This is a genomic window from Bombilactobacillus sp. ESL1097 (genome assembly GCF_058107205.1).
The window spans coordinates 357,522-383,352 of record NZ_JBYLUB010000001.1 but is presented as its reverse complement, the minus strand read 5'-3'; the positions used below and the strand labels follow the sequence as shown (position 1 = coordinate 383,352).

At 40.3% G+C, this 25,831-nt stretch carries 20 protein-coding genes; 6 read left to right on the top strand and 14 right to left on the bottom strand.

Annotation, left to right across the window (positions count from 1 at the left end; all coding sequences use genetic code 11):
• Window positions 1-81: 81 nt before the first annotated feature.
• From AC3B6D_RS01750 to AC3B6D_RS01735, 4 genes are all read right to left on the bottom strand, one after another.
• Entirely contained in the window at window positions 82-8,064 is a 7,983-nt protein-coding gene (locus AC3B6D_RS01750) for an immunoglobulin-like domain-containing protein (RefSeq protein WP_489774774.1), read from the bottom strand.
• A 107-nt stretch (window positions 8,065-8,171) separates the two neighbouring features.
• A complete protein-coding gene (locus AC3B6D_RS01745) occupies window positions 8,172-8,312 on the bottom strand; it encodes a hypothetical protein (protein WP_489774773.1) in 141 nt (46 codons plus the stop codon).
• A 135-nt stretch (window positions 8,313-8,447) separates the two neighbouring features.
• Window positions 8,448-9,815, bottom strand: coding sequence for a DNA repair protein RadA (gene radA, locus AC3B6D_RS01740; protein WP_489757184.1), 1,368 nt, complete (start codon window positions 9,813-9,815; stop codon window positions 8,448-8,450).
• Between the two features lie 26 nt (window positions 9,816-9,841).
• The gene (locus tag AC3B6D_RS01735) at window positions 9,842-10,378 is read right to left on the bottom strand and encodes a dCTP deaminase/dUTPase family protein (RefSeq protein WP_489757183.1); all 537 of its coding nucleotides are present in this window, start codon (window positions 10,376-10,378) and stop codon (window positions 9,842-9,844) included.
• A gap of 93 nt (window positions 10,379-10,471) precedes the next feature.
• Between AC3B6D_RS01735 and AC3B6D_RS01730 the strand changes: the two genes are divergently transcribed.
• The 3 genes from AC3B6D_RS01730 (at window position 10,472) to AC3B6D_RS01720 (ending at window position 12,873) form a co-directional block, all read left to right on the top strand.
• Entirely contained in the window at window positions 10,472-10,786 is a 315-nt protein-coding gene (locus AC3B6D_RS01730; protein ID WP_489757182.1) for a GNAT family N-acetyltransferase, read from the top strand.
• Complete coding sequence (gene rpiA / locus AC3B6D_RS01725) at window positions 10,773-11,459, top strand: ribose-5-phosphate isomerase RpiA (RefSeq protein WP_489757181.1); 687 nt, start codon at window positions 10,773-10,775, stop codon at window positions 11,457-11,459. The genes AC3B6D_RS01730 and rpiA overlap by 14 nt, the downstream gene beginning before the upstream one ends.
• A 70-nt stretch (window positions 11,460-11,529) precedes the next feature.
• The gene (locus AC3B6D_RS01720) at window positions 11,530-12,873 is read left to right on the top strand and encodes a C1 family peptidase (protein WP_489774772.1); all 1,344 of its coding nucleotides are present in this window, start codon (window positions 11,530-11,532) and stop codon (window positions 12,871-12,873) included.
• Between the two features lie 240 nt (window positions 12,874-13,113).
• Here the strand turns inward: AC3B6D_RS01720 and AC3B6D_RS01715 are convergent, their stop codons facing one another.
• From AC3B6D_RS01715 to AC3B6D_RS01700, 4 genes are all read right to left on the bottom strand, one after another.
• Window positions 13,114-13,611, bottom strand: coding sequence for a shikimate kinase (locus tag AC3B6D_RS01715; protein ID WP_489774771.1), 498 nt, complete (start codon window positions 13,609-13,611; stop codon window positions 13,114-13,116).
• 3 nt (window positions 13,612-13,614) lie between these two features.
• Window positions 13,615-14,904, bottom strand: a complete 1,290-nt coding sequence (gene aroA / locus AC3B6D_RS01710; protein ID WP_489774770.1) for a 3-phosphoshikimate 1-carboxyvinyltransferase — start codon at window positions 14,902-14,904, stop codon at window positions 13,615-13,617.
• A gap of 97 nt (window positions 14,905-15,001) precedes the next feature.
• Window positions 15,002-16,168, bottom strand: coding sequence for a chorismate synthase (aroC, locus tag AC3B6D_RS01705; protein WP_489774769.1), 1,167 nt, complete (start codon window positions 16,166-16,168; stop codon window positions 15,002-15,004).
• 9 nt (window positions 16,169-16,177) lie between these two features.
• Complete coding sequence (locus AC3B6D_RS01700; protein ID WP_489774768.1) at window positions 16,178-17,236, bottom strand: serine hydrolase domain-containing protein; 1,059 nt, start codon at window positions 17,234-17,236, stop codon at window positions 16,178-16,180.
• Window positions 17,237-17,594: 358 nt separating this feature from the next.
• Between AC3B6D_RS01700 and AC3B6D_RS01695 the strand changes: the two genes are divergently transcribed.
• The gene (locus AC3B6D_RS01695; protein WP_489774767.1) at window positions 17,595-19,682 is read left to right on the top strand and encodes a KUP/HAK/KT family potassium transporter; all 2,088 of its coding nucleotides are present in this window, start codon (window positions 17,595-17,597) and stop codon (window positions 19,680-19,682) included.
• A 111-nt stretch (window positions 19,683-19,793) separates the two neighbouring features.
• Here AC3B6D_RS01695 and AC3B6D_RS01690 read toward each other — a convergent pair whose 3' ends face one another.
• Window positions 19,794-20,474, bottom strand: coding sequence for a 2,3-bisphosphoglycerate-dependent phosphoglycerate mutase (locus tag AC3B6D_RS01690; RefSeq protein ID WP_489774766.1), 681 nt, complete (start codon window positions 20,472-20,474; stop codon window positions 19,794-19,796).
• Between the two features lie 13 nt (window positions 20,475-20,487).
• Window positions 20,488-21,429, bottom strand: a complete 942-nt coding sequence (locus tag AC3B6D_RS01685) for an AEC family transporter (protein WP_489757173.1) — start codon at window positions 21,427-21,429, stop codon at window positions 20,488-20,490.
• A gap of 111 nt (window positions 21,430-21,540) precedes the next feature.
• On the opposite strand from AC3B6D_RS01685, the gene lepB reads away from it, so the two are divergent.
• Window positions 21,541-22,125 carry a signal peptidase I gene (gene lepB, locus AC3B6D_RS01680; protein ID WP_489757172.1) on the top strand — a complete coding sequence of 195 codons (585 nt, stop codon included), beginning with the start codon at window positions 21,541-21,543 and terminating at the stop codon, window positions 22,123-22,125.
• Here lepB and AC3B6D_RS01675 read toward each other — a convergent pair.
• Window positions 22,122-23,018 (bottom strand): cation diffusion facilitator family transporter, encoded by an 897-nt coding sequence (locus AC3B6D_RS01675; protein WP_489769197.1) that lies wholly within the window; start codon window positions 23,016-23,018, stop codon window positions 22,122-22,124. The two genes, lepB and AC3B6D_RS01675, sit on opposite strands and share 4 nt — an antisense overlap.
• A 252-nt stretch (window positions 23,019-23,270) precedes the next feature.
• Window positions 23,271-23,480 (bottom strand): hypothetical protein, encoded by a 210-nt coding sequence (locus AC3B6D_RS01670; protein WP_489757170.1) that lies wholly within the window; start codon window positions 23,478-23,480, stop codon window positions 23,271-23,273.
• Window positions 23,481-23,706: 226 nt separating this feature from the next.
• On the opposite strand from AC3B6D_RS01670, the gene AC3B6D_RS01665 reads away from it, so the two are divergent.
• Window positions 23,707-24,639 carry a DUF5067 domain-containing protein gene (locus tag AC3B6D_RS01665; protein WP_489774765.1) on the top strand — a complete coding sequence of 311 codons (933 nt, stop codon included), beginning with the start codon at window positions 23,707-23,709 and terminating at the stop codon, window positions 24,637-24,639.
• Window positions 24,640-24,947: 308 nt separating this feature from the next.
• Here the strand turns inward: AC3B6D_RS01665 and rpsI are convergent, their stop codons facing one another.
• Window positions 24,948-25,340 carry a 30S ribosomal protein S9 gene (rpsI, locus tag AC3B6D_RS01660; protein WP_489757168.1) on the bottom strand — a complete coding sequence of 131 codons (393 nt, stop codon included), beginning with the start codon at window positions 25,338-25,340 and terminating at the stop codon, window positions 24,948-24,950.
• Between the two features lie 13 nt (window positions 25,341-25,353).
• Window positions 25,354-25,797 carry a 50S ribosomal protein L13 gene (rplM, locus tag AC3B6D_RS01655; protein ID WP_489757167.1) on the bottom strand — a complete coding sequence of 148 codons (444 nt, stop codon included), beginning with the start codon at window positions 25,795-25,797 and terminating at the stop codon, window positions 25,354-25,356.
• Between the last annotated feature and the right edge of the window lie 34 nt (window positions 25,798-25,831).

The window sequence follows — 25,831 nt, the reverse complement described above, 5'->3', positions numbered from 1 at the left end:
TCCTAATTGAAGCGAACATTTTCTTTTTTATCGTACTCAATTTTAAACATCTTGGTATCAATATCATTTAATTAATTAAATTTATTGCTTGCGCTTATAACCAAACTTCGCTAACAAAACATCAGCTGCGGCGAGTAATCCGCCCGCAACTTGCCAAGAAGTTGCAGAATCATTCCCCGTTTGCGGGTAACTTTCTTGATTACTCTGCGATTTTTGCTGTGGGTCAGCTGTCAAGCTGGTCATTGGTGGCCGTTGTGTAGTCAATGGCGTCGTCGCCCCAGCATTCTGGAAAATCGGCTTAGGTTGCGTCGCCAATGGCTTAGTCGTGGTTATTGTTTGATTTGGCGGTGTTGTAGCACTTGGTTGATTAAGAGCATCCGTCACTTTAACGATCGCCGTATTTTGATACAACTTTCCGTCAGTTGCTCGATAATAATACGTCACAGAATAATTACCCGTTTTTTGAGTATTAACCTGGCCGGAATAGTATAAACCAACCGAAGCAGGCACATGATCTTGATCACTAACATGCTCAATATTATTCGTATTCACACTAATTTGGTAACCATTTTTATCTGTTAATCCTGAAAAACTAGCTTGTGGTGTCCAGTTACTACCAACTGGTAAATTAATATCCGTCACATGAACAACATAATTGGGCGTACTAGGAGTCGGAGCAGGCGTTGCTGGAACATTATTATTGTTAGTCTCAGAACCACTTGGTGGTGCAGGATTATTATTCGTTCCCGAATTGTTAGGATTACTATCTTTAGCTGTTACTTTGACATTAGAAGTACTTTGATATAACTGACCATTAGAAGCCCGATAGTAGTAAATCACCGTATAATCGCCGGCTTTGGTCGAATCCACTGTTCCCGAATAATATAATCCTACAGTTAGCGGCACATGATCTTGATCACTAACTTGCGAAATCTTGGTCGAATCCACTGTGACGGGTTGACCAACTTCATCAGTAATGCCGGCGAAGGTCGTTTGCGGTGTCCAAATCTGCCCCGTTCCCAACTGCAAACTAAAATTAGTGACATGAACGGTATAGTTATTTTTACCCGCTATTTTGACATGCGCAACACTTTGATATAACTGTCCTTCCACCGAACGGTAATAATAAGTGACAAAGTAATCTCCCGCTTCGTTAACATTGACATTACCAGAATAATAGAGTCCAGCAGTGGTTGGGACATGATCAGCATCAGCGACTTGCTGGATATTATCGGTATCCACCGCAATGGAATGTCCCTCCCTGTCAGTAATACCCGCAAAAGTCGTCTTGGGCGTCCAAACTCGACCGTCACCCACTAGTGAACTAAAGTTCGTCACATGCACTGCATAATTGGGTTTAACATCCTGACCTGCTACTTGAATGTGGGCAATGCTTTGATACAGCTGACCATTGGCAGCGCGATAATAATAAGTGACATAGTAATCGCCTACTTTATCAATGTTCACATTACCGGAATAGTATAATCCTGTCTCAGCAGGCACTTGTTTTTCATCAGCCACTTGTGGAATTTTTTGTGTATCAACAGAAACTGGTTGCCCAGCTGCATCAGTAATACCCGCAAAAGTCGTTTGTGTTGTCCAAACTCGCCCATCACCTAGTTGTACATGAAAATCAGTGACATGAACCGTATAACTTGAAGCTTCTCCTGGTTTATTTGGATTTGTTGGATTAGTGCCTGGATTAGTATCTGGCTGATGATTATCTCCAGGATTCGTGCCCGGCAATTCTCCTGGTTTATTCGGATCTGTTGGATTGGTGCCTGGATTAGTATCTGGCTGATGATTATCTCCAGGATTCGTGCCTGGCAATTCTCCTGGTTTATTCGGATCTGTTGGATTGGTGCCTGGATTAATATCCGGATTTTGACCATCGCTAGGATCCGTTGGAACTTCGCCTGTGTCTGTAGCTTTAGCCTTCACAGTCACCACGGCATCTTGTTGAGCCCAAGTATTTCCTTCACTGTCCACATAAGCATAATGAATCGTATAAGTTCCCGGAGTTGTCACATCGACACTACCAGTAACCTTAATTTGATCCTTATTTAACGGATTACCCTTCTCATCAGTACAATGTTGAAGATCCAAGTTGAGCATTGGATCCCAATAAGCATCCGCACCAGCTGTAATTGTACTTGAATGCGTAATAATTTGCGCTTTACTTGCTTGAACGGTAATCAAAATACTATCCGTCACAGTTTTCGCTGCACCATCAGTATAACTATAATTAATCTGATATTCTCCTGGAGTACTAGGATCGACTTTGCCGTGAGGATAACTTATAACCACTTGACTAGGATCAAGCACTTTACCGTCTGAATCTAATAAACTATTACCATGCTCATCGACTAAACTAGTGATCAAAGCCAAGGACTGTTCATCACTCCATTGCGCATTAGGTTTAGCAATCAAAGTAGTGGCTTGTGCTTTAATCTCTGATACATCGGCGACTACAGTAATCGTCGAATCTGCCGGGACTTGATTGCCAGCCAAATCAGTGTAAACATAATGCACTACATACTTTCCAGGTGTTGTTAGATCTACTTGATCACCAGAAATAGTTAAGCGACTTGGGTCAATAGCGCTCGGTTGCACCAGATTGCCTTGCTCATCCACCAAGTGATCTAATCCAGTTACTGGATCCCAATGGACACTAGTGCCAGCAACTACCGTTTGATCTTTACCAACTAATGCCACTTGACTTAAGACGACATGGACTGTAACTGCTGTTGCTTGATGATTACCATCTTGATCGGTATATTCATAGGTGACAACATAATCGCCTGGTACTTGTGGATTAACTTGATCTGCTCCCGTAACTTGCAGTTGCTCAATATTTAAAGAATTACCATTCTCATCAGTCGCACTAGTCAGATTATCTTGAGCCTTCCAAGAAGCTTGTGGGCCGGCAATAATAGTTGAATCATGCGCCTTGATCTCTATTGGGCTCAAAACTTGGATATCAGCATCAGCTTGGGCTTGATTGCCCGCTAAATCGGTATAAATATAATGAACTTGATAATTGCCTGGTTTTGTAGGATCCACTTCATCCCCATTAATACTCAACCGACTTGTGTCAATATTATCAGGCTGAATGATATTACCATATTCATCAACCAGATGATCTAATCCAGATATTGGTTGCCATTTAGCGTCAGCAGCAGCAACGATTGTCTGATTTTTACCGGTTAAGGCAACTTGAGTGTTAGCGACCTGAACTGTTGCCGAAGCTGTAATATCATTCCCCAAATCATCAGTATAGTGATAAATAACGCTTTGATCACCTGCTTGCGTCACATCAATTGACCCATCAACATGATAATTAGGATTAGTGACTACTTGACCTTGACTATCTGTTACTTGATCAAAGTTATCGGCTGGCTGCCAAGCTGGTGTATTCGGACCAATAATTACTAACGTATTGTGAACCATAATCTTTGAAGCGGGAACAACTGTCACTGTTCCGATAGCTGTTACTGTTTTACCAGCGTGATCAGTGTAGCTATAAACAATTTCATAATTACCCGGTTTCGTCACGTCGACCGGACCATTAGGATAGCTAATTGTTACTTGAGAGGGATCAATTACCTTGCCGTTACTATCCAGTAAACTACTGCCATTTTCATCAACTAATTGGGTGATTAAGGCTAAGGATTGATTATCAGTCCAAGCAGCGTGTTCGTCAGTGCTTTGGGTGATGGTCTGATCTTGCGTTTGCATTTGAGCTTGATCGGCCTTCACAGTAACGATAGCTGTTGTGGTCACTGTCTTACCTGCATGGTCGGTATAACTGTAGTCAATTTGGTATTGTCCGGGCGTGGTCACATCCACATTACCCTGGGGATAACTAATCGTCACTAAATTAGGATCAATTTTGCCGTCGCGCCCAATTAACGTATTACCACTCTCACTGACAAAACGACTAATTAAAGCCAAAGATTTATTATCATTCCAGCTATTAGCTGGTTGGGAGCTTTGCGTTACCGTCGTATTTTGGGCCGTAATGCTAGCAATATCGGGGGCCACCATCACGGTTGCTTGGGCGGTTACGGTTTTACCAGCATGATCGGTATAACTATAATTAATTTCATAATAGCCTGGTGTAGTCACATCAACATTATCGACATCGGTATACTGGTTACCGTCTTTTTTCTGATAACTAATTGTCACCAAATTAGGATTAATTTTGCCATCGCGACCGATTAGCGTATTACCACTCTCACTGACAAAACGACTGATTAAAGCCAAAGATTTATTATCATTCCACGCATTAGTTGCTTTGTTACTTTGCGTCACCGTTGTATCTTGCACTGTAATGCTAGCAATATCGGGGGCGACCATCACAGTGGCTTTGGCGGTTACGGTTTTGCCAGCATGATCGGTATAACTATAATTAATTTCATAATAACCCGGTGTGGTCACATCAACATTATCGACATTAATGTACTGATCACCGTCTTTTTTCTGATAACTAATTGTCACTAAATTAGGATTAATCGTCCCATCACGACCAATCAACGTATTACCACTTTCATTCACCAAGCGATTGATTAAAGCTAATGACTTGGACTTATTCCACGCATTAGTTGCTTGATTACTCTGCGTCACCGTTGTATCTTGCGCTGTAATATCGGCAATATCGGGCGCGACCATCACAGTAGCTTGACTGGTGACCGTCTTCCCTGCACCATCGGTATAACTATAATTAATTTCATAATAGCCCGGAGTCGTCACATCAACATTATCGACATCAATGTACTGGTCACCGTCTTTTTTCTGATAACTAATTGTCACTAAACCAGGAGCAATCGTCCCATCGCGACTAATTAACGTATTGCCACTTTCGTTCACCAAGCGATTGATCAAGGCTAACGACTTCGACTTATTCCACGCATTGGCAGCTTTGTTACTTTGAGTGACCGTTGTATTTTGGGCTGTGATGTTGGCGATATCAGGGGCCACCATGACCATTGCTTTACCGGTTACTGTCTTGCCCACACCATCGGTATAACTGTAATTAATTTCATAATAACCAGGCGTCGTCACATCAACATTATCAACATTGATATACTGATCACCGTCTTTTTTCTGATAACTAATTGTCACTAAACCAGGAGCAATTGTCCCATCGCGACCGATTAACGTATTACCACTTTCATTCACCAAACGATTGATCAAGGCTAACGATTTTGAATCATTCCACGCATTAGCAGCTTGATTACTTTGGGTGATCGTCGTATCTTGCGCTGTAATGTCAGCAATATCGGAAGCAACCACCACAGTGGATTGACTAGTTACCGTCTTACCTGCATTATCCGTATAACTATAATTGATTTCATAATGACCAGGAGTCGTAACATCAACTTTTCCATTAGGATAGGTAATTTTCACTTTAGTAGGATCAATTACTTGACCCTTGCTATCTAGTAAGCTATTACCCTTTTCATCAACTAATTGGGTGATGAGGGCCAAGGATTGATCCTCAGTCCAGCTAGCATTAGCCTTAGAGCTTTGTGAGACAGTAGTGCCTTGCGTTGCAAGGTTTGCAACATCTGGATTAACAGTAACTTTGGCTGTAGCCGTCACGGTCTTACCCGCATTGTCAGTGTAGCTATAATTAATCGGGTATTGTCCCGGCGTGGTTACATCAACATCGCCTTGCGGATAACTAATCGTCACTAAGTTCGGATTAATCGTGCCATCGCGACCAATTAACGTATTCCCATTCTCGCTCACAAAATGATTAATCAAAGCTAACGATTTCGAATCATTCCACGCATTGGACGCTTTGTTACTTTGGGTCACCGTTGTGTCTTGTGCCGTAATGTTAGCAATGTCGGGCGCAACCATCACGGTCGCCTTGCTGGTCACCGTCTTACCCACACCGTCGGTATAGCTATAATCAATTTCATAATAACCGGGTGTGGTCACATCAACATTATCGGCATCGGTGTACTGGTCACCGTCTTTTTTCTGATAACTAATTGTTACTAAATTGGGCTTAATCGTGCCGTCACGACCAATTAACGTGTTGCCGCGTTCGTTAACCAAGCGATTAATCAAGGCCAACGACTTCGAATCATTCCATGCATTAGTAGCTTTGTTACTTTGGGTCACCGTAATATCTTGCACTGTCATGTCGGCAATATCCGGGGCCACCATCACTATCGCCTTGCTAGTCGAAGTCTTGCCTGCATGATCGGTATAACTATAATCAATTTCATAATAGCCCGGAGTGGTCACGTCAACATTATTAACAGGCGTGTAATTTTGACCCTCTTTTTTTTGATAACTAATCGTGACTAAATCCGGATCAATCGTGCCGTTGCGACCAATCAACGTACTTCCGTGTTCATCCAAAAAACGATTAATTAAAGCTAATGATTGATTCTTAGTCCAAGCCTTGGCTGGTTGGTTACTTTGGGTGACGGTTGTACCTTGGGCTTCAATAGCCGAAATATCAGGGACAACTATTACCTGGCAATCAGTCTCCGCTTGATTGCCAACGGAATCAATATAAACATAATGAACGTTATAAACACCTGGATTGTGTGGATCCACATTGTCCCCACTAACTGTTAAATTAGCTGCGTTGAGATCACTTGGTTGAACTTTATTGCCAGTTTCATCAGTTAAATAAGCTAACCCCTCAATCGGATTCCAAGTGGTGTTAGGTCCAGCAACTAAAGTCAAATTTTGACCAACTAAGGCGACTTGACTTCTAACTAAATGAATTGTTTCTGGCGACGTAATATCATTACCATATTCATCTGTATAGTGATAATTAACCTTTTGCTCACCAGCTTGCGTAACATCTACTGGCTGATCGGTACTAAATTGTGGGTTGTCAACTTTCTGACCATTACTATCAAAAATTGCATCTAAATTATCGGCTGGCTGCCAAACTGGCGTATTCGGTCCCATAACAATCGTAGAACCATGCGTTACAACTTTAGCAGTGGGTGCACTAACCGTGACCTGCGTTGTTGCCTGATGCTGATGATTATTACCATCAGTATAGGTATAAGTTGTTTCATACAAGCCAGCCGTCGTGACATCAACATTGCCGCTCGTCTCAACCTTATCTGCTGGCGTAATTGTAATGCCATTTTCATCTGAGCCCAAATCGTAGCCGTCTGCAGCCTGCCATTGATCGGTTGCTAATTGACTTTGAGGAATAGTTTGATCAGCTTGAGCCTGTACGTGAGCATAGTTCGGCATCACTTGAACCGTTACTGGTACACTAATCACCTGACCCGAAAGAGCGGTAAATTGATAAGTTAAAGTCACTGTTTTGGTTGGCACACTAAAATCAGTAAAATGGGTCTTATCAGTGCAGGTATCATAATTCATCTCTGGATCATTAACCGCCGCCATTAATTCGTCCCAACCTAAAACTGCTACTTGGTTGTCAGCATCGGCTACTGCTTGACCATCACTATCGATCACATCCGCAAAATCCCATTTACTAGGATATTCGTGATTGGTTTCATTGCCAGCATAAACAGAGCGCTTCTTACCATCGGTTTTTACTGCTGCCTGATCTCGATTAACCACAATATTTCTTGAAAAATTAGTCGTCTTACTGCCGTCGCTAACACTGTACGACACTTTATAACTTTTATTAACGGTTAAATGCTGGGGATCAAACCCCGCATTATCAACCACTTGAATTTGATGGGTCAAATCCCCATTAACACCGGCCGCCAATCCAGCATCAATGTCAATGTTCGTTTGATCCGGATAAACTACTAAATCATGAGCAACATATGGAATTTCTGCTCCGACACTTGCTTGGCTTTTGGACTGAGCAGGTTGCACGTTGACCACCCTCTTCTGATCTCCAGTAGCCTCAATATTATTAGCTGAGTTCCTTGATGAGGACACAGGTTGAGTAGTTGTTGGTAAGTTAGTTGTTACATGATTATTAACTTGTGGAACATCATTTGTAGACTCAGGACTAACCGGAGTACTATCATTAACCACAGCTGCGTCAGCATTAGCCTGACTGCTAGCTGCACTATTTTGTGTCGATGGCGTTGCCATTGGTCCTGCTGACTGTGAAGTTGATATCTGCTCTGAACTAGTCGAAGCTGTTTGATCAGTAGCTGCCGCCAGATTCGGATTACTATCCGCTGAATTGAGATCAGTGTCTAGTTTGCTATCTTGAACATCCGCATGAACTGTTTGGCTGGATTTATTAACCCCATCAAAGCCAAACTAGTTACCGTCATCGTCGCCATAACCCCAATTTTTTTAGGCTTTTTGTTAAGTCCCCTAATATCGTGCTTCATGTAGTTCTCCCCCAAAGAACGCAACCTTAATTATTCCCCAATAATAAAATTGCAAAATTAAAACCGTCTAATCTTTTGTAATCGTAACACACCGATTTTCTGATAGCAATCACTTTTTAGTGAAAAATTATACAATTATAAAAATACTTTTTTGATAGTCTCATTTAAGGTGTGCACCGCAACAATTTGAATGTCTGGATAATCCCCTCGTACTAACTCATTGTTAGCAGGGACATAAATCGTTTGAAAGCCTAACTTTTCAGCTTCCTTGACCCGTTGGTCAATCAGATTAACACGGCGAATTTCGCCCGTGAGGCCAATTTCCCCGACGAAACAAACGTCACTCGCTAAACTCCGATTTTTGCAACAAGAAACAATCGCCATTGCCATCGCCAAATCAATGGCTGGTTCATCTAAACGCACGCCCCCTGTTGCTTTGAGATAGGCATCCTGATTTTGGAGTAAAATATTGGCTCGCTTTTCTAAAACTGCCAAAATCACCGCCACGCGATTATGATCCAAGCCTGTAGTCGTACGTTTGGCATTACCATACAAAGTGGGCGATGTTAACGCCTGAATTTCTACCAAAATAGGCCGTGTCCCTTCCATAGAAACTACCACCGCAGAACCCGTTGCATTATTCAACCGTTCGGCCAAAAAAATTTCCGATGGATTTTGGACTTCACGTAATCCCGTATTGACCATTTCAAACATGCCAATTTCATTGGTCGAGCCAAAGCGGTTTTTGACCGAACGCAAAATCCGATAATTATGGTGTAAATCGCCTTCAAAGTATAAGACCGTATCTACCATATGTTCTAAAATTTTGGGTCCCGCAATAGCACCACCTTTAGTCACATGCCCAACAACAAACACAGTGACGCCTTGTTGTTTAGCAATATTCATTAATTCGGCTGTTACTTCTCTGATCTGGGCGACACTGCCAATAGCTGAAGCTAATTCGGGTTCATTCATTGTTTGTACGGAATCAATCACTAAATAATCTGGCTTTTGTTCATTAATTGCATTGCGAATAGCTCCCATGTCCGTTTCTGGATAGAGATATAAGTTGTCACCTTGAATTTGCAAGCGATTAGCGCGTAATTTAATTTGGGCTGCACTTTCTTCGCCGGAAACGTATAAAACTCGGCCCCCCGTTTGCTCCAGTTGTCCGGAAACCTGCAATAATAAGGTCGATTTCCCAATTCCTGGATCACCGCCAATTAACACCAATGACCCCGGCACTACTCCGCCACCTAAAACTCGATCTAATTCCGTCAAGCCTGTTTGCACCCGTTTTTGTTCATCAAAACTGACCTGATTTAATTTAACTGGTTGACTCGTTGTCGAACTAACGCGACTAGGAGTAGCTTTTGTATTAACCGGCCGCTGAACTTCTTCCACTAATTGATTCCAGGCCCCACAATTTGGACACCTTCCTAACATTTGGGGCGCAATATAACCACAGTTTTGACATACATAACGCGTTTTGGCTTTGGCCAATGTACTTCATCTCCTATTATTAATTTCTACTTACCTGAAGAACCAAAGCCGCCTTGCCGCGGTGTTGTACTAATTTGGTCATCAGCTGTCCGTAAATACTTTATAAAAATGCCTTGGCAAATGCGTTCACCCTTTTTAATTAGATAATCAGTTGGATAATAATTTAACATTTGCACAAAAATTTCGCCTTCATTTTTGGCATTATTATAGTAATCTGCATCAATCACCCCGATGGAATTAGGCAACATCAAGCCCCGCTTCAACGGACCACTAGAGCGATTAACTAACAACAACACTTCATCTGCAGGTAAACTGACTTTTAAACCAGTTGGTACTAAAACTGGTTGTAAAACTTTCTGGGCCCACTGAGCCCAGCGAGTAGTTTCTTGATAGCGACTTTGCCGCCAAATCAGTTGGGCCAAGGGATGTTTCCAAATAGAAGGTACAACAAAATCTTCGGCGGCCGCTAAGTCATATCCTGCGGCGGCTGGCGTTTGCCTTTTGGGCAAAATCAAGCCTTGATTTTGGTACCGAGTGACAAATTCAAATTTACGCTCTACCATAACTTTAATTTTCTTCTTTCAATTTTTTCTTATTATGAATAATTTAGATTATACTTAATTTAACCAGACGATACATTAAGGAGTTGAACAACTTTGGCTTTTGAGCACAAGGACCAAGAATTTTTCCAAACCAATCCCCAAGGTGAGACCATGGTACAATTACACTATACGTTATTACCGCACAAACAGGCGATTAGCATTGATCAAATTTTTGTCCAACCAGAATATCGCAACCAAGGTTTAGCCGGAAAAATTTTATTAGCGACGCTTGATTGGGTACAACAACAAAACTTAACAGTTGTACCAGTCTGTCCGTTTGCGCGCCAATTTTTTCAGCGTGAACCCAAGTTTCAATCGTTATTAGCAATCAATTCAGACAAGGGAGATAATACTGATGAATCAAGATGAATTAAAAAAGATGGCGGCTATTAAAGCCGTAGATTTTGTTCAATCAGATATGATTTTAGGTTTAGGTACTGGCTCCACCGCTTTTTATATGGTTGAAGAACTAGCTCGCCGCGTCAAAGAAGAGCATTTACAAGTTGATTGTGTCTCCACTTCTCAAAGGACCTATCAACAGGCCCAAAATCTGGGAATTAAGATGCACCCACTAGCAGACATCGAGCAGGCCGATTTAACTATTGATGGCGCCGACGAAGTCGATGCCCAATTTCAAGGTATCAAAGGTGGCGGTGCCGCTTTAACTTATGAAAAAACCGTAGCAATTAATTCCAAACGCAATTTATGGATCGTTGATCAATCTAAAATGGTGCAACAATTAGGTCAATTTCCACTGCCTTTAGAAGTTAATCCCTTTGGTGCCCAACAATTAATTGCACGTTTAACTCAGGAACAACTTCACCCCCAATTACGGTATGAAAAACCACAACAGTTAGTCAAAACCGATATGAATAACTATATTGTGGACTTACATTTAAACCAGATTGAACATCCGCACTTATTAGCTGACTGGTTAGACCACCAAACCGGAATTATTGAGCATGGTCTTTTCTTAGACTTAGTCAATACCGTGGTCATCGGTCGCCCTGAAGGTCCCCAAGTTATCGACAATATTCGTTAAAGTACTAGTCAAACGTCCAACTTTCCGCTATATTTAGCTTAAGCTTTTTTAATTTAATGGAGGATTTTTTATGACAAAAGCAATCAGTCAAGCTGATTTACAACAATTTCAAGCAGATTTTGACCAAATGCCCGCGGCACAAGTCATCAAAAACAGTGTTGCCAATAATGGTATTTATCAATCTAGCGAAACTTTACAATCACAAATCGCGATGGATCCGACTTTTTCCATTGATTTAACTACTGGAAAAGTTGCCGATCAAAAACAATCCGGTCTTTGCTGGGTTTTTGCAGCGTTAAATACCTTGCGCCATCCCATGCAAAGCAAATTTAAAATTAAAGACTTTGAGTTATCTCAAGGCTATGTCTTTTTCTGGGACAAACTCGAAAAAGCCAATTATTTCTACGAAAATGTCATTAAAACTGCTGATTTGCCCATTGGTGATCGCAAAGTCGACTTTTTAATGACCACTCCGCAACAAGATGGTGGACAATGGGACATGGTTTGTGCCCTCTTTGAAAAATATGGTGTTGTGCCGAAAAGCGTGATGCCCGATACTGCTAGTCGAACTAATTCTTCAGAGTTAAACAGCGTTTTAAACACTAAATTACGCAAAGATGCTGTTGCTTTACGCCAATGGCTCAAAGACGGTGTTCCCGACGCCACGGTTGAAGAACGTAAAGAAAAGATGTTATCCGAAGTTTACCGGTTATTAGCTTATGCTTTAGGTGAACCACCCGTACAATTTGATTGGTCTTATCGCGATGATGACAATCAATTTCATTGTGAAAAAGCCATTACGCCACAAGAATTTTATAAAAAATATATTGATTTAGACTTACCAGATTATATTTCCACCATTAATGCTCCAACTGACGACAAGCCTTATAATCATGTTTACACTGTCGAATTATTAGGAAATGTCGTCGCTGGCCGCAATGTTCGGCATTTAAACTTAGAATTAGCAGATTTTAAAGCCAGTGCCGTCAAACAACTTCAATCCGGCGAAGCCGTGTGGTTTGGTAGTGATGTCTCCGCCATGTCCGACCGCAAAAAGGGAATTTTAGATACTAAAATCTATAACTTAGCTGACTTATTTAATATCGATTTTTCGATGACTAAAGCGCAACGGTTAGATTATGGCGAAAGCTTAATGAACCACGCCATGGTCTTAACTGGAGTTGACTTAGACGATCAAGGCCAACCAACCAAGTGGAAAGTTGAAAACTCTTGGGGTGAAAAAGTGGGAACTAAAGGATACTTTGTGATGAGTGATGCTTGGTTCGATCAATTTGTTTACCAATTAGTTATCAACAAAAAATACCTGCCACAAAAAGCGCAAGCAGCTTATGATGCTGAATGTGACGATCCAAAAGTTTTGGCGCCTTGGGATCCAATGGGTGCTTTAGCTTAAAGTTAAGTACTAACTGTATTCAATAACAAAGTTCAAACTTTACTTTCAAATTGAATGTCATTCAACACCAACTACTGCTTTGGGCAGTAACCGAAAAAGAAAATGTTCGCCTCAAGACGAGCATTTTCTTTTTTTATCCTTATTTTATTGACACTAACTTTGAAATTACCGACCACTGAGTCCGGCACAAAAAGTTATCCACAACTACTTACTGTTGCTTACATTGTGATTTGACCTTTTTTATAAACTTTGAACTTGCGTTAAGATTTGAGCCATAACTTGTGTTGGCAACAATGTGTCCGTTTGCACAACAATGTCTGCTACCTGTTGATAACTTGCTTGTCGTCTTGCCTTTAATTGCCGTAGCTGTTGCATATTTTGGGCTAGCGGTCTGGAAGTATCATTTTTAATTCGGTGCCAAATAACAGGAATGTGTGCATCTAACCAGATGATCGGTACGGGGGAATGTTTTAAAATTTGCACATTGTCAGTATTTTCCAACGTACCTCCACCTAATGCTAACACTCCTGGTTGCGTTAATACTTGTGCTAACGCCTGCTGTTCCAATTTGCGAAAATACGCTTCACCCTCAACAGCAAAAATCGTGTTCACGCTTTGACCACTGGCTTGTTCAATCCACTGATCTAAATCCCAGAGCGGTAATGCCAATTGCTGTGCTAACAGTTGCCCCACTGTAGTTTTACCTGTTCCCATAAATCCCGTCAAAATAATATCCATGACTTAAACTCCAATAACCTTATCTAAATCCCGCCAAAACTCAGGATAAGAAATTGCCACACATTGTTCGTTATTTAATGTGAGTGCCGCCGGAACAGTTAATGCCGCAATCGCTAACATCATAGCCAAACGGTGATCACCATGACTATCCAATTTAACGTTGTGCTGCTGCCACTGCGTTGGACCTTCAATCTGCCAACCATCAGTTCGCGCTTGAATCTTCACACCTAATTTTTGTAATTCTTGGGCCACTGTTTGAACGCGATCAGTTTCTTTATAATGCAATTCTTGCGCGCCTTCAATCACGCTAGTTCCATGTGCATTGGCCGCTAGTAAAGCTACCAACGGCAACTCATCAATGATGCTAGGAATTTGTGGAGCAGTTAAGTGAATCGCGCTTAAACGACTGGTCCTGATTTCTAAATGCCCCCATAATTCCCCGGTCGTCGTTTGGGGACTAATTTGGATTTGGGCACCCATTTGCTGCAGGACTTGCAAAAAGCCACTCCGCGTAGGATTTAACCCCACATGCTTAATTTTTAAATGGGAATTAGGGACTAAGGTCGCCGCCGTTAACCAAAAGGCCGCCGCCGACAGGTCCCCGGGAATGGTTAATTCCTGACCATTGAATTGAGTAGTTGGTAAAACTGTAATCGTCCTTTGATCCGTTGCGGTGACAACTGGTACCCCAAACTGACGTAACATTACTTCTGTATGATTGCGTGTCGGCAATTTTTCCACAATTGTTGTGGGTTGCGTGGCTTGTAAGGCAGCCAAAATAACCGCACTTTTAACTTGTGCACTCGCCACGGCTAATTCAATTTGCGTACCGTCTAACTTTTGTCCCGTGACGATAACCGGCAAATGTTCGTTAGTGGTCCTAATATTGGCTCCTAACTGCTGCAAGGGAACACTTACCCGAGCCATCGGCCGTTTAGTTAACGAAGCGTCCCCCACTAAGGTTAAGCGCCACCAGCCCCCTGCTAACAGTCCCATTAATAAGCGCACGGACGTTCCCGAATTATTAAAATTAAGCGTTGTTTGAGTGGGACGCCAAAATTTCAAGGGCCGACCACTAATTTTAATTGTCGTGTGCCAGCGTTGGATCGGAATTTGAAAGCTTTGTAACACTGCTAATGTCGTCAAACAATCTTGTCCCAAACTTGCTTGGTGTAAAAGCGTCGGGGTCGAAGCTAACGCTCCCAAAATTAACCCCCGATGCGTAATACTCTTATCACCCGGTAAGGTTAACGTTCCGTGTAAACCTTGCGGCGCATATCGTAAATCTTTCATTCTCTTGATCCTTAATTCTTAAAAATTAATTCCACAGTCAAGTTCGCACTGGAAACTTCTACAACTGTGCAGTCCCTTTAGTTTCAAGCTCAGCTGGTTAATATTCATCCAGTTCTTGACGGTAAGCCGAAACTTGCTCTTGTAAACGTCCCAAGTTGGAACCATCAAAAGTCGTAGTAATTTGTTTGACTAATTCAATGGCCACAACACTTTGAATCACTAACGAGGCGGGGACAATGGCCGTAGTATCTGAGCGCTCAACATTGGCCTTTTGCTCAACTTTCGTATCAATATTCACTGACGGCAAGGCATGATACAGCGTCGGTAATGGCTTCATCGCTGCATTAATAATCAAAGGCATGCCATTAGTCATACCACCTTCAAATCCACCTAAATGATTACTAGAACGCTGCCAGTGCTGATCTTGATAAGTGATGGCATCCATTGCTTGGCTGCCCAAATGCTCACTATTCAAAAAGCCAGCGCCAAAACTAACTCCTTTAATTGCGTTGACGCCCATTACGCTAGCAGCAATTTGGGCATCAAATTTGCTATCCCAACTAGTATAGCTGCCTAAACCAGCAGGCACGTTTTCCACAATAACTTGCACAACGCCGCCTAAAGTATCACCTGCCCGTTTAGTTTGATCAATGAGTTCCTTAATGATCGGTTCTTGTTGATTACTCAAAATTCGTAAATCATTAGTTTGAATTTGCTGTTGAATGGCCTTCACCCCCAAATTCTGAGGATTGCCAACGACCTGCGGTCCAACTTGATAAACATAACCGACTAATTGAATATCTAACTGGTTCAATAATTGCTCACATAAATTGCCAATAGCCACCCGCATTGCGGTTTCGCGCGCTGACGAGCGTTCCAACACATTCCGTAAATCCCGATGACGATACTTCATTCCTCCAACTAAATCTGCATGTCCTGGACGCGGCCGTTTAACTTGCCGCAAGTTAGCCCGCTTGGACGTGGTAGCTAACGGATTCATAACATCTTGCCAATGACTAAAATCACGATTGGTAATTGTTAGGGCAATGGGAGAACCTAAAGTGACTTGTTGGCGAAGACCACCAGTAACTTGCACTTGATCATGCTCAATTTTTTGCCGATTGCCACGACCATAACCACCTTGTCGTTTTGCTAAGGCATTATTAATTTGCTCCAAATCTACTGCCATTCCGGCGGGAAAACCTTCAATAATACCAGTTAATTGCGGGCCATGTGATTCGCCAGCTGTTAAATAAGTAAACATCTTTTAACCTCATTTGTTCATTAATTCATAAAATTGCTTAGCCAATAAAATAAAATTAGTAGCGTTCGCGTTATGCCGATTACTAAATAAAATTACGGCAGTTTTTGCATCATCACTCATCAAAACCACACTATCAAAGCCTTGTTGCACCCCGTGCGCATAAAAATAATGTTGCCGCACATCATGATAAACACCGCCATTATATAGACCATTAGCTGTTGGCGTTCGTAATTTACGTAAATCGCTTTTCGTAATAATTTTACCTTGAATAATCGCTTTTTGCAGCCGATAAAACTCAGCGGGATTCGAGTATAGTTGGCCGGCACCTCGTTCAAAGTGAATTTGTGACCATTGCCAAGTTAACGGTATTTGATAATTCACCGTTTGATCCTTAACTGCATAGGCAGTTACATGGTACGGGTTAGCTAAATAATCCGCTGTCACATTAGTATTGTGCAGCCGCAATGGTTTTTTAAAAAAACGATTAAATAAATGGCTAAAAGATTGATGGTAAACTCGCTGTAAAATTTGTGCCAACAAAATATAATTAACATCACTGTAATGCCACCGATTAATATATTTTTTATCCACTTTGACATGCATCTTTAAATAATGCTGCAGGTGTTGCGTTGTGACATTAGGATTTTCTGGATCCATCACTAATCCCGACTGCATTGTTAATAAATGCCACAAAGTCAAGTTGGCACTATACGGAATTTGGGGAAAATATTTACTTAACGGATCTGATAAATGCAATTTGCTCTGCTCTTGGGCCTTCATTAATAGTGTTGCTGTAATCGCCTTTTCCAATGAAGCTAATTGATACGTTGAGTGCTGTGTCAACGGCTGTTTTTGTTGATAATTACTATATCCTTGTGTTGTGCGGTAATAAGTTTTACCATGCTTAATTAACAAGACACTGCCGCTAAATTCATTTTGTTGCAGTAATTGTTGATAAGCTTGGTACCGCGCTTTAGTAGCCTGCGCTTGAATTGGTTGCACAGCAAATACCAAACTAAAAATAAATAACCAACTCAGTAACACTGGGAAAACAACGAACTTTTTCATAAGACACCTTCAAAATTTAATCTGTCTAATCATATCATTTACCTTTCTGTTAGAAAAGCTCTTCAGTTGTTCGCAATTTTTTCTGTTATAATCAACTATGATTAAAGAGCACTTCAAGTTTTAAAAGCAGCAATTTAGCAGTCAGCTTAAAAGTTACATGAAAAATTAAATCTAAGTTTTACGAGGTAACCAGAAAGAGCACAATAATGTAATATTGACACCTTACCAAAAACTAAACAGTGCTGCTAACAAGCGGCATTAAAAATGCTTTTGGCTGAATCTGTTTTGTGTTAATACTCTAGCTTTTTTTGAGTTTTCCTTGATTATCTTTAGATTAAATAAGGACAAGCGATTAACTATGAAATTTCAGAATACAATTCAGCAAAAGAAAAATTTGCAAAATAAACTATCCATGGGTGGTATTTTAGTTGCTTTAGGTGTGGTTTATGGTGATATTGGTACTTCACCAATGTATACCATGTCGTCTTTAATTCATGGCAATGGTGGTTTGAGTCATATTTCAACAGATTTTATTTTGGGAACCGTTTCGTTAATTTTTTGGACTTTAACTATTATCACGACCACTAAATATGTTTTAATTGCTTTACGAGCTGACAATAATGGCGAAGGTGGTATCTTTGCTTTATACACTTTGGTTCGCAAAAAAGCTAAGTGGTTGATTATTCCAGCAATGATTGGTGGCGCCACTTTTCTGGCTGATGGCATGATGACGCCCGCGGTCACCGTCACAACGGCTATTGAAGGCTTAAAAGGTGTCCAAATTTTGCATCATATTCCCATTACAACGCAAGGAACAGTCATTTTAACCACAATCATTATCTTATCGTGCTTATTTTTTATTCAGCGCTTCGGTACGGAAGCCATTGGTAAAGCTTTTGGTCCGATTATGATGCTTTGGTTTACGTGTTTAGGAGTAATCGGCCTGTATCGCTTAGCCGGTGATTGGAGTTTTCTGCGCGCTTTAAATCCCTATTACGCTTTTAAAGTGCTCGTGAGTCCACAAAATAAAAACGGGCTCTTTATTCTTGGGAGTATTTTTCTGGCAACTACTGGTGCTGAAGCTTTGTATTCGGATATGGGGCACGTCGGCCGCAATAACATTTATGGTAGCTGGCCTTACGTTAAATTGTGCCTCTTAATTAATTACTTGGGTCAAGCGGTTTGGATTAACCAAGTTAAGGGCCAAGCAGCTTATCAAAAACTGACCGATCTTAATCCCTTTTTCTTAATGGTTCCGCAACGCTACCGCTTAGCGATGACTTTGTTAGCTACTTTAGCAGCGATTATCGCTTCGCAAGCGTTAATTTCGGGTTCCTTTACGCTGGTTTCGGAAGCCACGAAGTTAAAAATTTTACCGCGTTTACGCATGAATTATCCGACCAATTTCAAAGGTCAATTGTATATTCCGGCTGTGAATAACATTATCTGGGTTATTTGTTCTTTTATTGTTATTTTCTTCCAAACTTCAGCTAAAATGTCCGCCGCTTACGGCTTAGAAATTACCATTACTATGTTGATGACTACTTTATTATTAAACGCCTGGTTATCAACTACCAAAGTTAATCGCTGGTTAACGCGTCTTGTCATTGCCTTTTTCTTAATGATTGAAACGGTCTTTTTAATTACCAATAGCGTCAAGTTCTTACATGGTGGCTATATTACTTTAGGAATTGCGCTTTTATTAATCATCATCATGGTGATCTGGCGGTATGGTGAATTATTGAAAAATGATAATACCTTCCACCGTGAATATGTGTCTTTACTAGCTTATAAAAATCAATTACGCAAATTAAGTCAGGACCAAAGCTTACCCATGTATACCACTAATTTGGTTTATCTAGCCAAAGTTAAAGATGGTTATAAAATCAAAAAAGACATTCTGTATTCTATTTTAGATAAACGTCCTAAACGGGCTCAAGTTTATTGGTTTGTGACCGTGAATGTTACTGATAAACCGTACACGACTGCTTATAGTGTGGACACTTACGGCACTGATTATATGGTCAATGTACAGTTATATTTAGGTTTTCGTATGGAACAAAAAGTTAATTTCTTCTTGCGCCAAATCGTGAACGAAATGATGATTAAAAAAGAACTTCCGCGTCAACCACAACGTTATACTACGATTCCGGATCGTAGTGTGGGGGATTTTTCCTTCGTTTTGATTCGCGAGGTTTTATCACCAGATACGCAACTAAACAATTGGAAAAAGAATTTAATCCAAAGTCGTCTCTGGCTTCAAAAGTATACCGTGACGCCGGCAATTTGGTACGGCTTATCCTACTCCGATGTGGTCACAGAATATGTTCCTTTAACCTTGGGTCAGGTGCGATCTGACCGGTTACAGCTCATTCAACGTGATCCCAAGATTAAATATAATTCGGAAGAGCTGGATGATGAAGACGACGATGAAGATGAATACTAATTAATTGGAATCATAAAAATAGAGGTTAAGATCATTAACACAACGAACCTGCTGGGTGGGGTGGAATGATCATTAACCTCTATTTTTTATGCAATAACCTAATTAAGAGTATTACTTTGTTAAAACTACTTTACTTATAATCTGTAATTGAGCGTCTAATTGGTAAACAATAGGTTCACAATTTCCCACTTCGACGCCATCAATTGCCTGGTCAGAAATCTGTTCCAAATATTTGATTAATGCTCGTAATGTACTGCCATGCGCAACAATCAATTGATTATGCCCCGCTTTTAATTTAGGACCAATCACCTCTTGAAAATATGGTACCGTCCGTTCTAGGGCCATTTTTAAGCTTTCCGCGCGCGGCAAAATGTCTTGCGGCCACCCTTGATACACACGCTGACTAGTATCTACCGCTGGTAACAACGGCGGCACACTATCAAAGCTCCGCCGCCATAAGGCTACCTGTTGCGCACCAAACTTTTGCCGGGTAAAATCTTTATTCAACCCGCGTAGCGCGCCATAATGACGTTCATTTAAGCGCCAAGATTTATTAATCGGGGTCGCTAATGCTGCACACTGCTCCTGAATTAGATACGCTGTCAAAATCGCTCGTTTTAAGACTGAAGTGTGTACTTGGGCAAAAGTCAATTGATGTTGCTTTAATAATTGACCAGCATGTTGTGCTTGCCGTCTCCCCTTTGCGGTCAAATTCACATCTGACCAACCTGTATACTCATTATGTTCATTAGCCACGCTTTGTCCGTGCCGCACTAAAATCAACTTAACCATGAATCTTCCTCTATCAAAAACTAATTGTCACTACATTCATTAAAATGGGCACCATCACCAAACTAAAAATCGTAGTCGCAGTAACCATCACAGCTGCATAATCGGAATCTGCACCGTACAACTTCGCTACTACCGGGGCATTCGTCATCACTGGCATCGCTGCTTGTAAAACAAAAACTTGTTTCATTAAAACTGGGACGGCTGCCGACTTAACTAAGATAAACATTAAGGCTGGTGCTAAGATAAACCGTCCTAAAAAAATGCCCAACATATCTTTACTTAAGCGAATATTCTTTAAGCCCACCTGGGCTAATTTCATCCCAATAAAAAACATAGAGAGCGGAATAGTTAAATTACCAATATATTTAAAATCTGAATTCAAAAAAGTGGGCACTGAAATATGACATAAAACCAAAATCACACCAATTAAAAAACCGAGTAATGGCGGCGAAAAAATCTTTTTGAGCATCTCTGACCATTTTAGTTTTTCATTATTCGAACCATCCAAGCGAATCAGATACACGCCTAACGTCCAAAAAAACGTCGTATTAGCCATGTAATAAATTAAAACATATGGCAGACTGGCTTTACCAAACAGCGCCATATTCACTGGTAAACCCACAAAGACCGTATTCGAATTGGAAAACATAGATTTAAACAAGCCTCGATGTTTAGAATCAATCCGTAAAACAGACTGCATCACCCAGGAAATTATGAATAATAACATCATTGATAAAATTGGAAATTTTAAATCAGGAAAAATCCGAAAAAGTTCTCCTCTAGAAAACTTAGACGTGATAGTATTAATCATGTAACACGGTAAGGCTATCTGCGTTACTAATTTAGAAACAATCTGACTAAAATTTTCATCAAACCATTGTCTGACTGTCAACCAATAGCCAACTACAATCATTCCTAAAATGATTAACACACCACTAATACTATGCAATAACATAACTTCATCTCACTATCTTACTTAGCCTATCTATTCTATGTTAGCATGATCCCTTCAGATTTTCAGAAGAGATTGACACGGTGGGAATTAAAAAATAAAGGCGGCTTCCGTATGAAGATACAGCTTCACTGGGATTGGAAACAATTTTGGCACAAAAATCACTTATTTATCATCATTTTAGGCGGCTTTATCATTACTGTCGCTTTATTTTCTTATCTTTTATTTAATGTTGTTTGGATTAATGGCACCGTACATGGTCAATCCATGCAGCCCAACTTTTACGCTAACGACCGCGTTTTAGTTAAACCCAATGCTCAGATTCACCGCGGTGATATCGTCTTATTAGATCCCCCCGGATCCACTGAGAACAAACTTTTTGTCAAGCGGGTGATTGGCATTCCGCATGATCAAATCACTTCTAAAAACGATACCACTTACATCAATCACCAAGCTATTAACGAACCTTACCTCGATCCTTACAAAGCCAAATTAGCTCCGGGAAAGTTACTCACCAAGAATTTTAAATTAAAAAATCTGTTTGGTATTTCTCATGTTCCCGCAGATAATTATTTTGTAATGGGCGATAACCGCCGCAAGTCGGCTGATAGTCGTAGTTTTGGCCCCGTCAAAAAAGACCAAATTTTAGGGGTTGTCAAAGTTCGTTATTGGCCCTTAAATCGCATCAAATTCTATTAATCATGCTGTTTTTGATGGACTATTTGCTCCTGTAAACCATGCTTAAATTCTGGTTGTAGCGTGACGTGTTCTATGCCATACTCTTTGAGAATTTGAGCAATTTTTTGATAGAGTTGTTCTAACTGGGAAGTCGGTTCATCCTCCTGAACATTAATATGTGCATCAAAAGCAATCAATTGTTCATCAATGCGCCAAACATGCACATGATGTACCCGCACCACCTCAGGCAAGGCTTGAATCTGTTGACAAACTGCTTGTAAATCGATTTGCGGACTAGCTTCCATCAAAATTGCGACCGTTTGTTTAACCACTTCCAGTGATTCTTTTAAAATCCAAACGGCAGTGATTAACGTAATTACGGGATCCGCCCAATACCAATTAAACAGTTGCACCAGGATTGCGGCTAAGATGACGCCAAAAGATGACAAGGCATCCGCCGCCATATGTAAAAAAGTTGCTTTAATATTTAAATTATGTTGTGAACCCTGCATCATGATCAGAGCGGAAATCAGATTAGCTACAAAACCAATCACCGCTACAATTAACATCAGATGACCATTAACTTTTTGTGGATGAAAGAGCCGCTTTAGACCTTCCACTGCTAAAAAAATTGTAATTGCAATTAAAATAGCTGAATTGACAAAAGCGGCTAAGATTTCAGCGCGCTGATAACCAAAAGTCTGCCGTTCATCATTGGCCTTTTTACCAATTAAATGAGCAATAAATGACAAAACGACTGACAAAGTATCTTCCATATTATGAAAACCATCAGATACCAACCCTAAACTGCCCGCAACCAAACCGCCAACCAGCTCAGCTCCTGTAATTGTGGCATTTAAAAGCGTTACTAGCGAAAATTTCACAGTCGACATTTCTTTATGCTTTTCAGTCATTTAATATTACTCCTTTGAACTTTATTTTAAGTTAAATGACCAAAATGTTCAATCCGAATTCTAGAACTTATTCCAATGTACAAAAAAAGATTGACGCTAACTATTGCTTCAATCTTGACTACATAATTTTAATTGCTCAGTACCACTCTCGGTAAATTGCTTTAAACTTTTTACTTCAAAAATCAGAAATTTGGTCTGAAGAAGTTAGACTAGTTAGTACCCAATGACTAAATTCAGTCGTCAAAACTGTAATTAATGATTAACTTTCACATTAACCTTAATGGGTTGGTGGACGTCCAGATTGTCAGAATAATTCGTTTGTACCCAATTTTTCATTCGTTGAATAGCTTCCCGCCGTGATACATTATGACAAACTCTTTTAGCAACCACGCGCTCACCATTAACTGTATTAAACACACAAACTACTTCGTAATCACATACCTGACGATTGAAAACAAACATAATCATTCCTCCATCAGAACCCTCACTCTTTTAGCAACCAGAATGTTATATCATTTTTGGTTCAAAAATTCAAGGGGCTTGCTGTATTTTTCTGATTATTGGCGCCTAATTGAAAAAAATTTTTCCTTACCAAACGTTTATTTTTTAAGATTTAGTTGAGTTTTCATCAGAACAGTTTAATTTGAGGGCCAGATTGTATAAGATGTTGTAGAGGAGGCTGATGTATATGCCGAAACAAAGATCGAAACATCAATTTAAAACCAATCAAAACAACAATTTAACTAATAACAATCCCGTGCCACAACAACCCAGCGCTCCCAGAGCACCTGAGCCTGTGGCGCCTAATTTTTCTGAACAACCAAAAGCTCCTTTAAACACTAATCTCCCCCCCAAACCGGATTATCCGCATAATCAAACACCAAATTATCAAATGCCACCGACTAATACCCAACCAAGTAATGATAGCAATAATCATGGCAAACATAATAAGGCTTGGTATAAACAACCAATTTTTTGGATTATTGCAGTGCTCATTATTGTAGTAGCTGCAATCTTACTAGTTTTCTTACTTTTACATCCGACTAAACAAGCACCGAAAACCACTGATCATCCTAAAAGTGAACAGACAACTTCTAAGCAACTACCGTTAAAGAAGCACCCGAAGACTACGAAAGTCACGCCCGCTTTAAAGAAAGATACTGCAGCCAAAGATGTCCAACATAGTGAAGCTAATGAACGCCAATGGAAAAATCCGGGTTCCTATGACAATATGAAATATGAGACTGATGATTTTACATTAGAGCTGAATAATTCGGCTGACGGCGTTAAATTGATTTCTGACGCTAATAATAAACCAGCTTTATATATTGAATACACAATTACTAATAATTCTAAACAAGATTTGAAACCAGCAGATATTGTTAGTCAAGATTTGCAATTAAAACAGGACAATCAAATTTTAAATGCTAATAACGATATTGGTGATAACCAAGATATGAAAGATCGTTTGAATACCGCTCAACAAGCAGTGGCTGCCGGTCAAAAAGCCCAAGCAGCAATGCTTTATTCCGTGAATAACACTAAGGATCAAATTTCCATGTTCTTTATGAACTTAAAAACTAAACAGCCTATTGCTACAACGCAGCCGTTTAAGTTATAACACAACAGCAATTTCAAATTGATCATACTGATAATTGATTTAATTTATAATGTGGCTCCCGAAGTTAGAACAACTTCGGGGGCCTTTTTGTGTCTAATTATCTAAGTAAAATAAGATTGATCTTTTCTCTTTATGGAAAGATGATAATATACTTCTTTTTTATTGGCATAATTCTACTTTAGGTGTTCTTTTAATGCTCACTGAAACTCAACTAATCAATGGCTATTAAAACTAGCAACTAGCTACCTAATATTTAATTGAACAAATAAAAAAACACTTTCGTAATCGAAAGTGTTAGTAGAAATATCTTAACGTTTGGAAAATTGTGAAGCCTTACGAGCCTTCTTCAAACCTGGCTTCTTACGTTCTTTCATTCGTGGATCACGAGTTAACATGCCTGCACGTTTCAAAGGTGCCCGAAAATCAGGATCTACTTCCAATAAAGCCCGCGCAATTCCATGACGGATTGCACCAGCTTGACCAGAAAAACCGCCTCCATGAACATTAACCAAGACATCATAACTATCAGCAGTTTCAGTGATATCCAACGGTTGTTTTAAATCTTTGATCAAACTTGCAGAAGGAATGTAATCTTCTGCAGCACGTTTATTAATTGTTACTTGACCCTTACCAGGGACCAAGCGTACACGAGCAACTGAGTCTTTACGACGTCCAGTTCCAGCATAAGATACTTGTGCCAAATTATTCTCCTCCTTAAATCAACTTATTAACATCTAAAACTTCAGGTTGTTGAGCTGCATGTTTATGTTCTGAACCTGCATAGACATAAAGCTTCTTAAATTGTTGACGACCAAGGGAATTCTTTGGCAACATGCCGCGAACTGAAGTTTCAATCAACCGTTCAGGCTTTTCAGCCAACATTTTACCTGCAGAAGTAGTCTTCAACCCACCAGGATGATTACTATGATGATAGTACATCTTCTTAGTAGCTTTCTTGCCGGTCAACTTCACTTTGTCGGCGTTAATAATAATTACATTATCACCAGTATCAACGTTCGGGGTAAATGTTGGTTTATTCTTGCCACGTAAAATTGTAGCGACAGCTGATGATAAACGACCTAAGACGACATCAGTTGCATCAATCAGATACCATTTACGTTCAACTTCGCTTGGTTTAGCTAATGGTGTTGTACGCATTTGTTTTCCTCCAATATCTGTGTTTGTTCACACA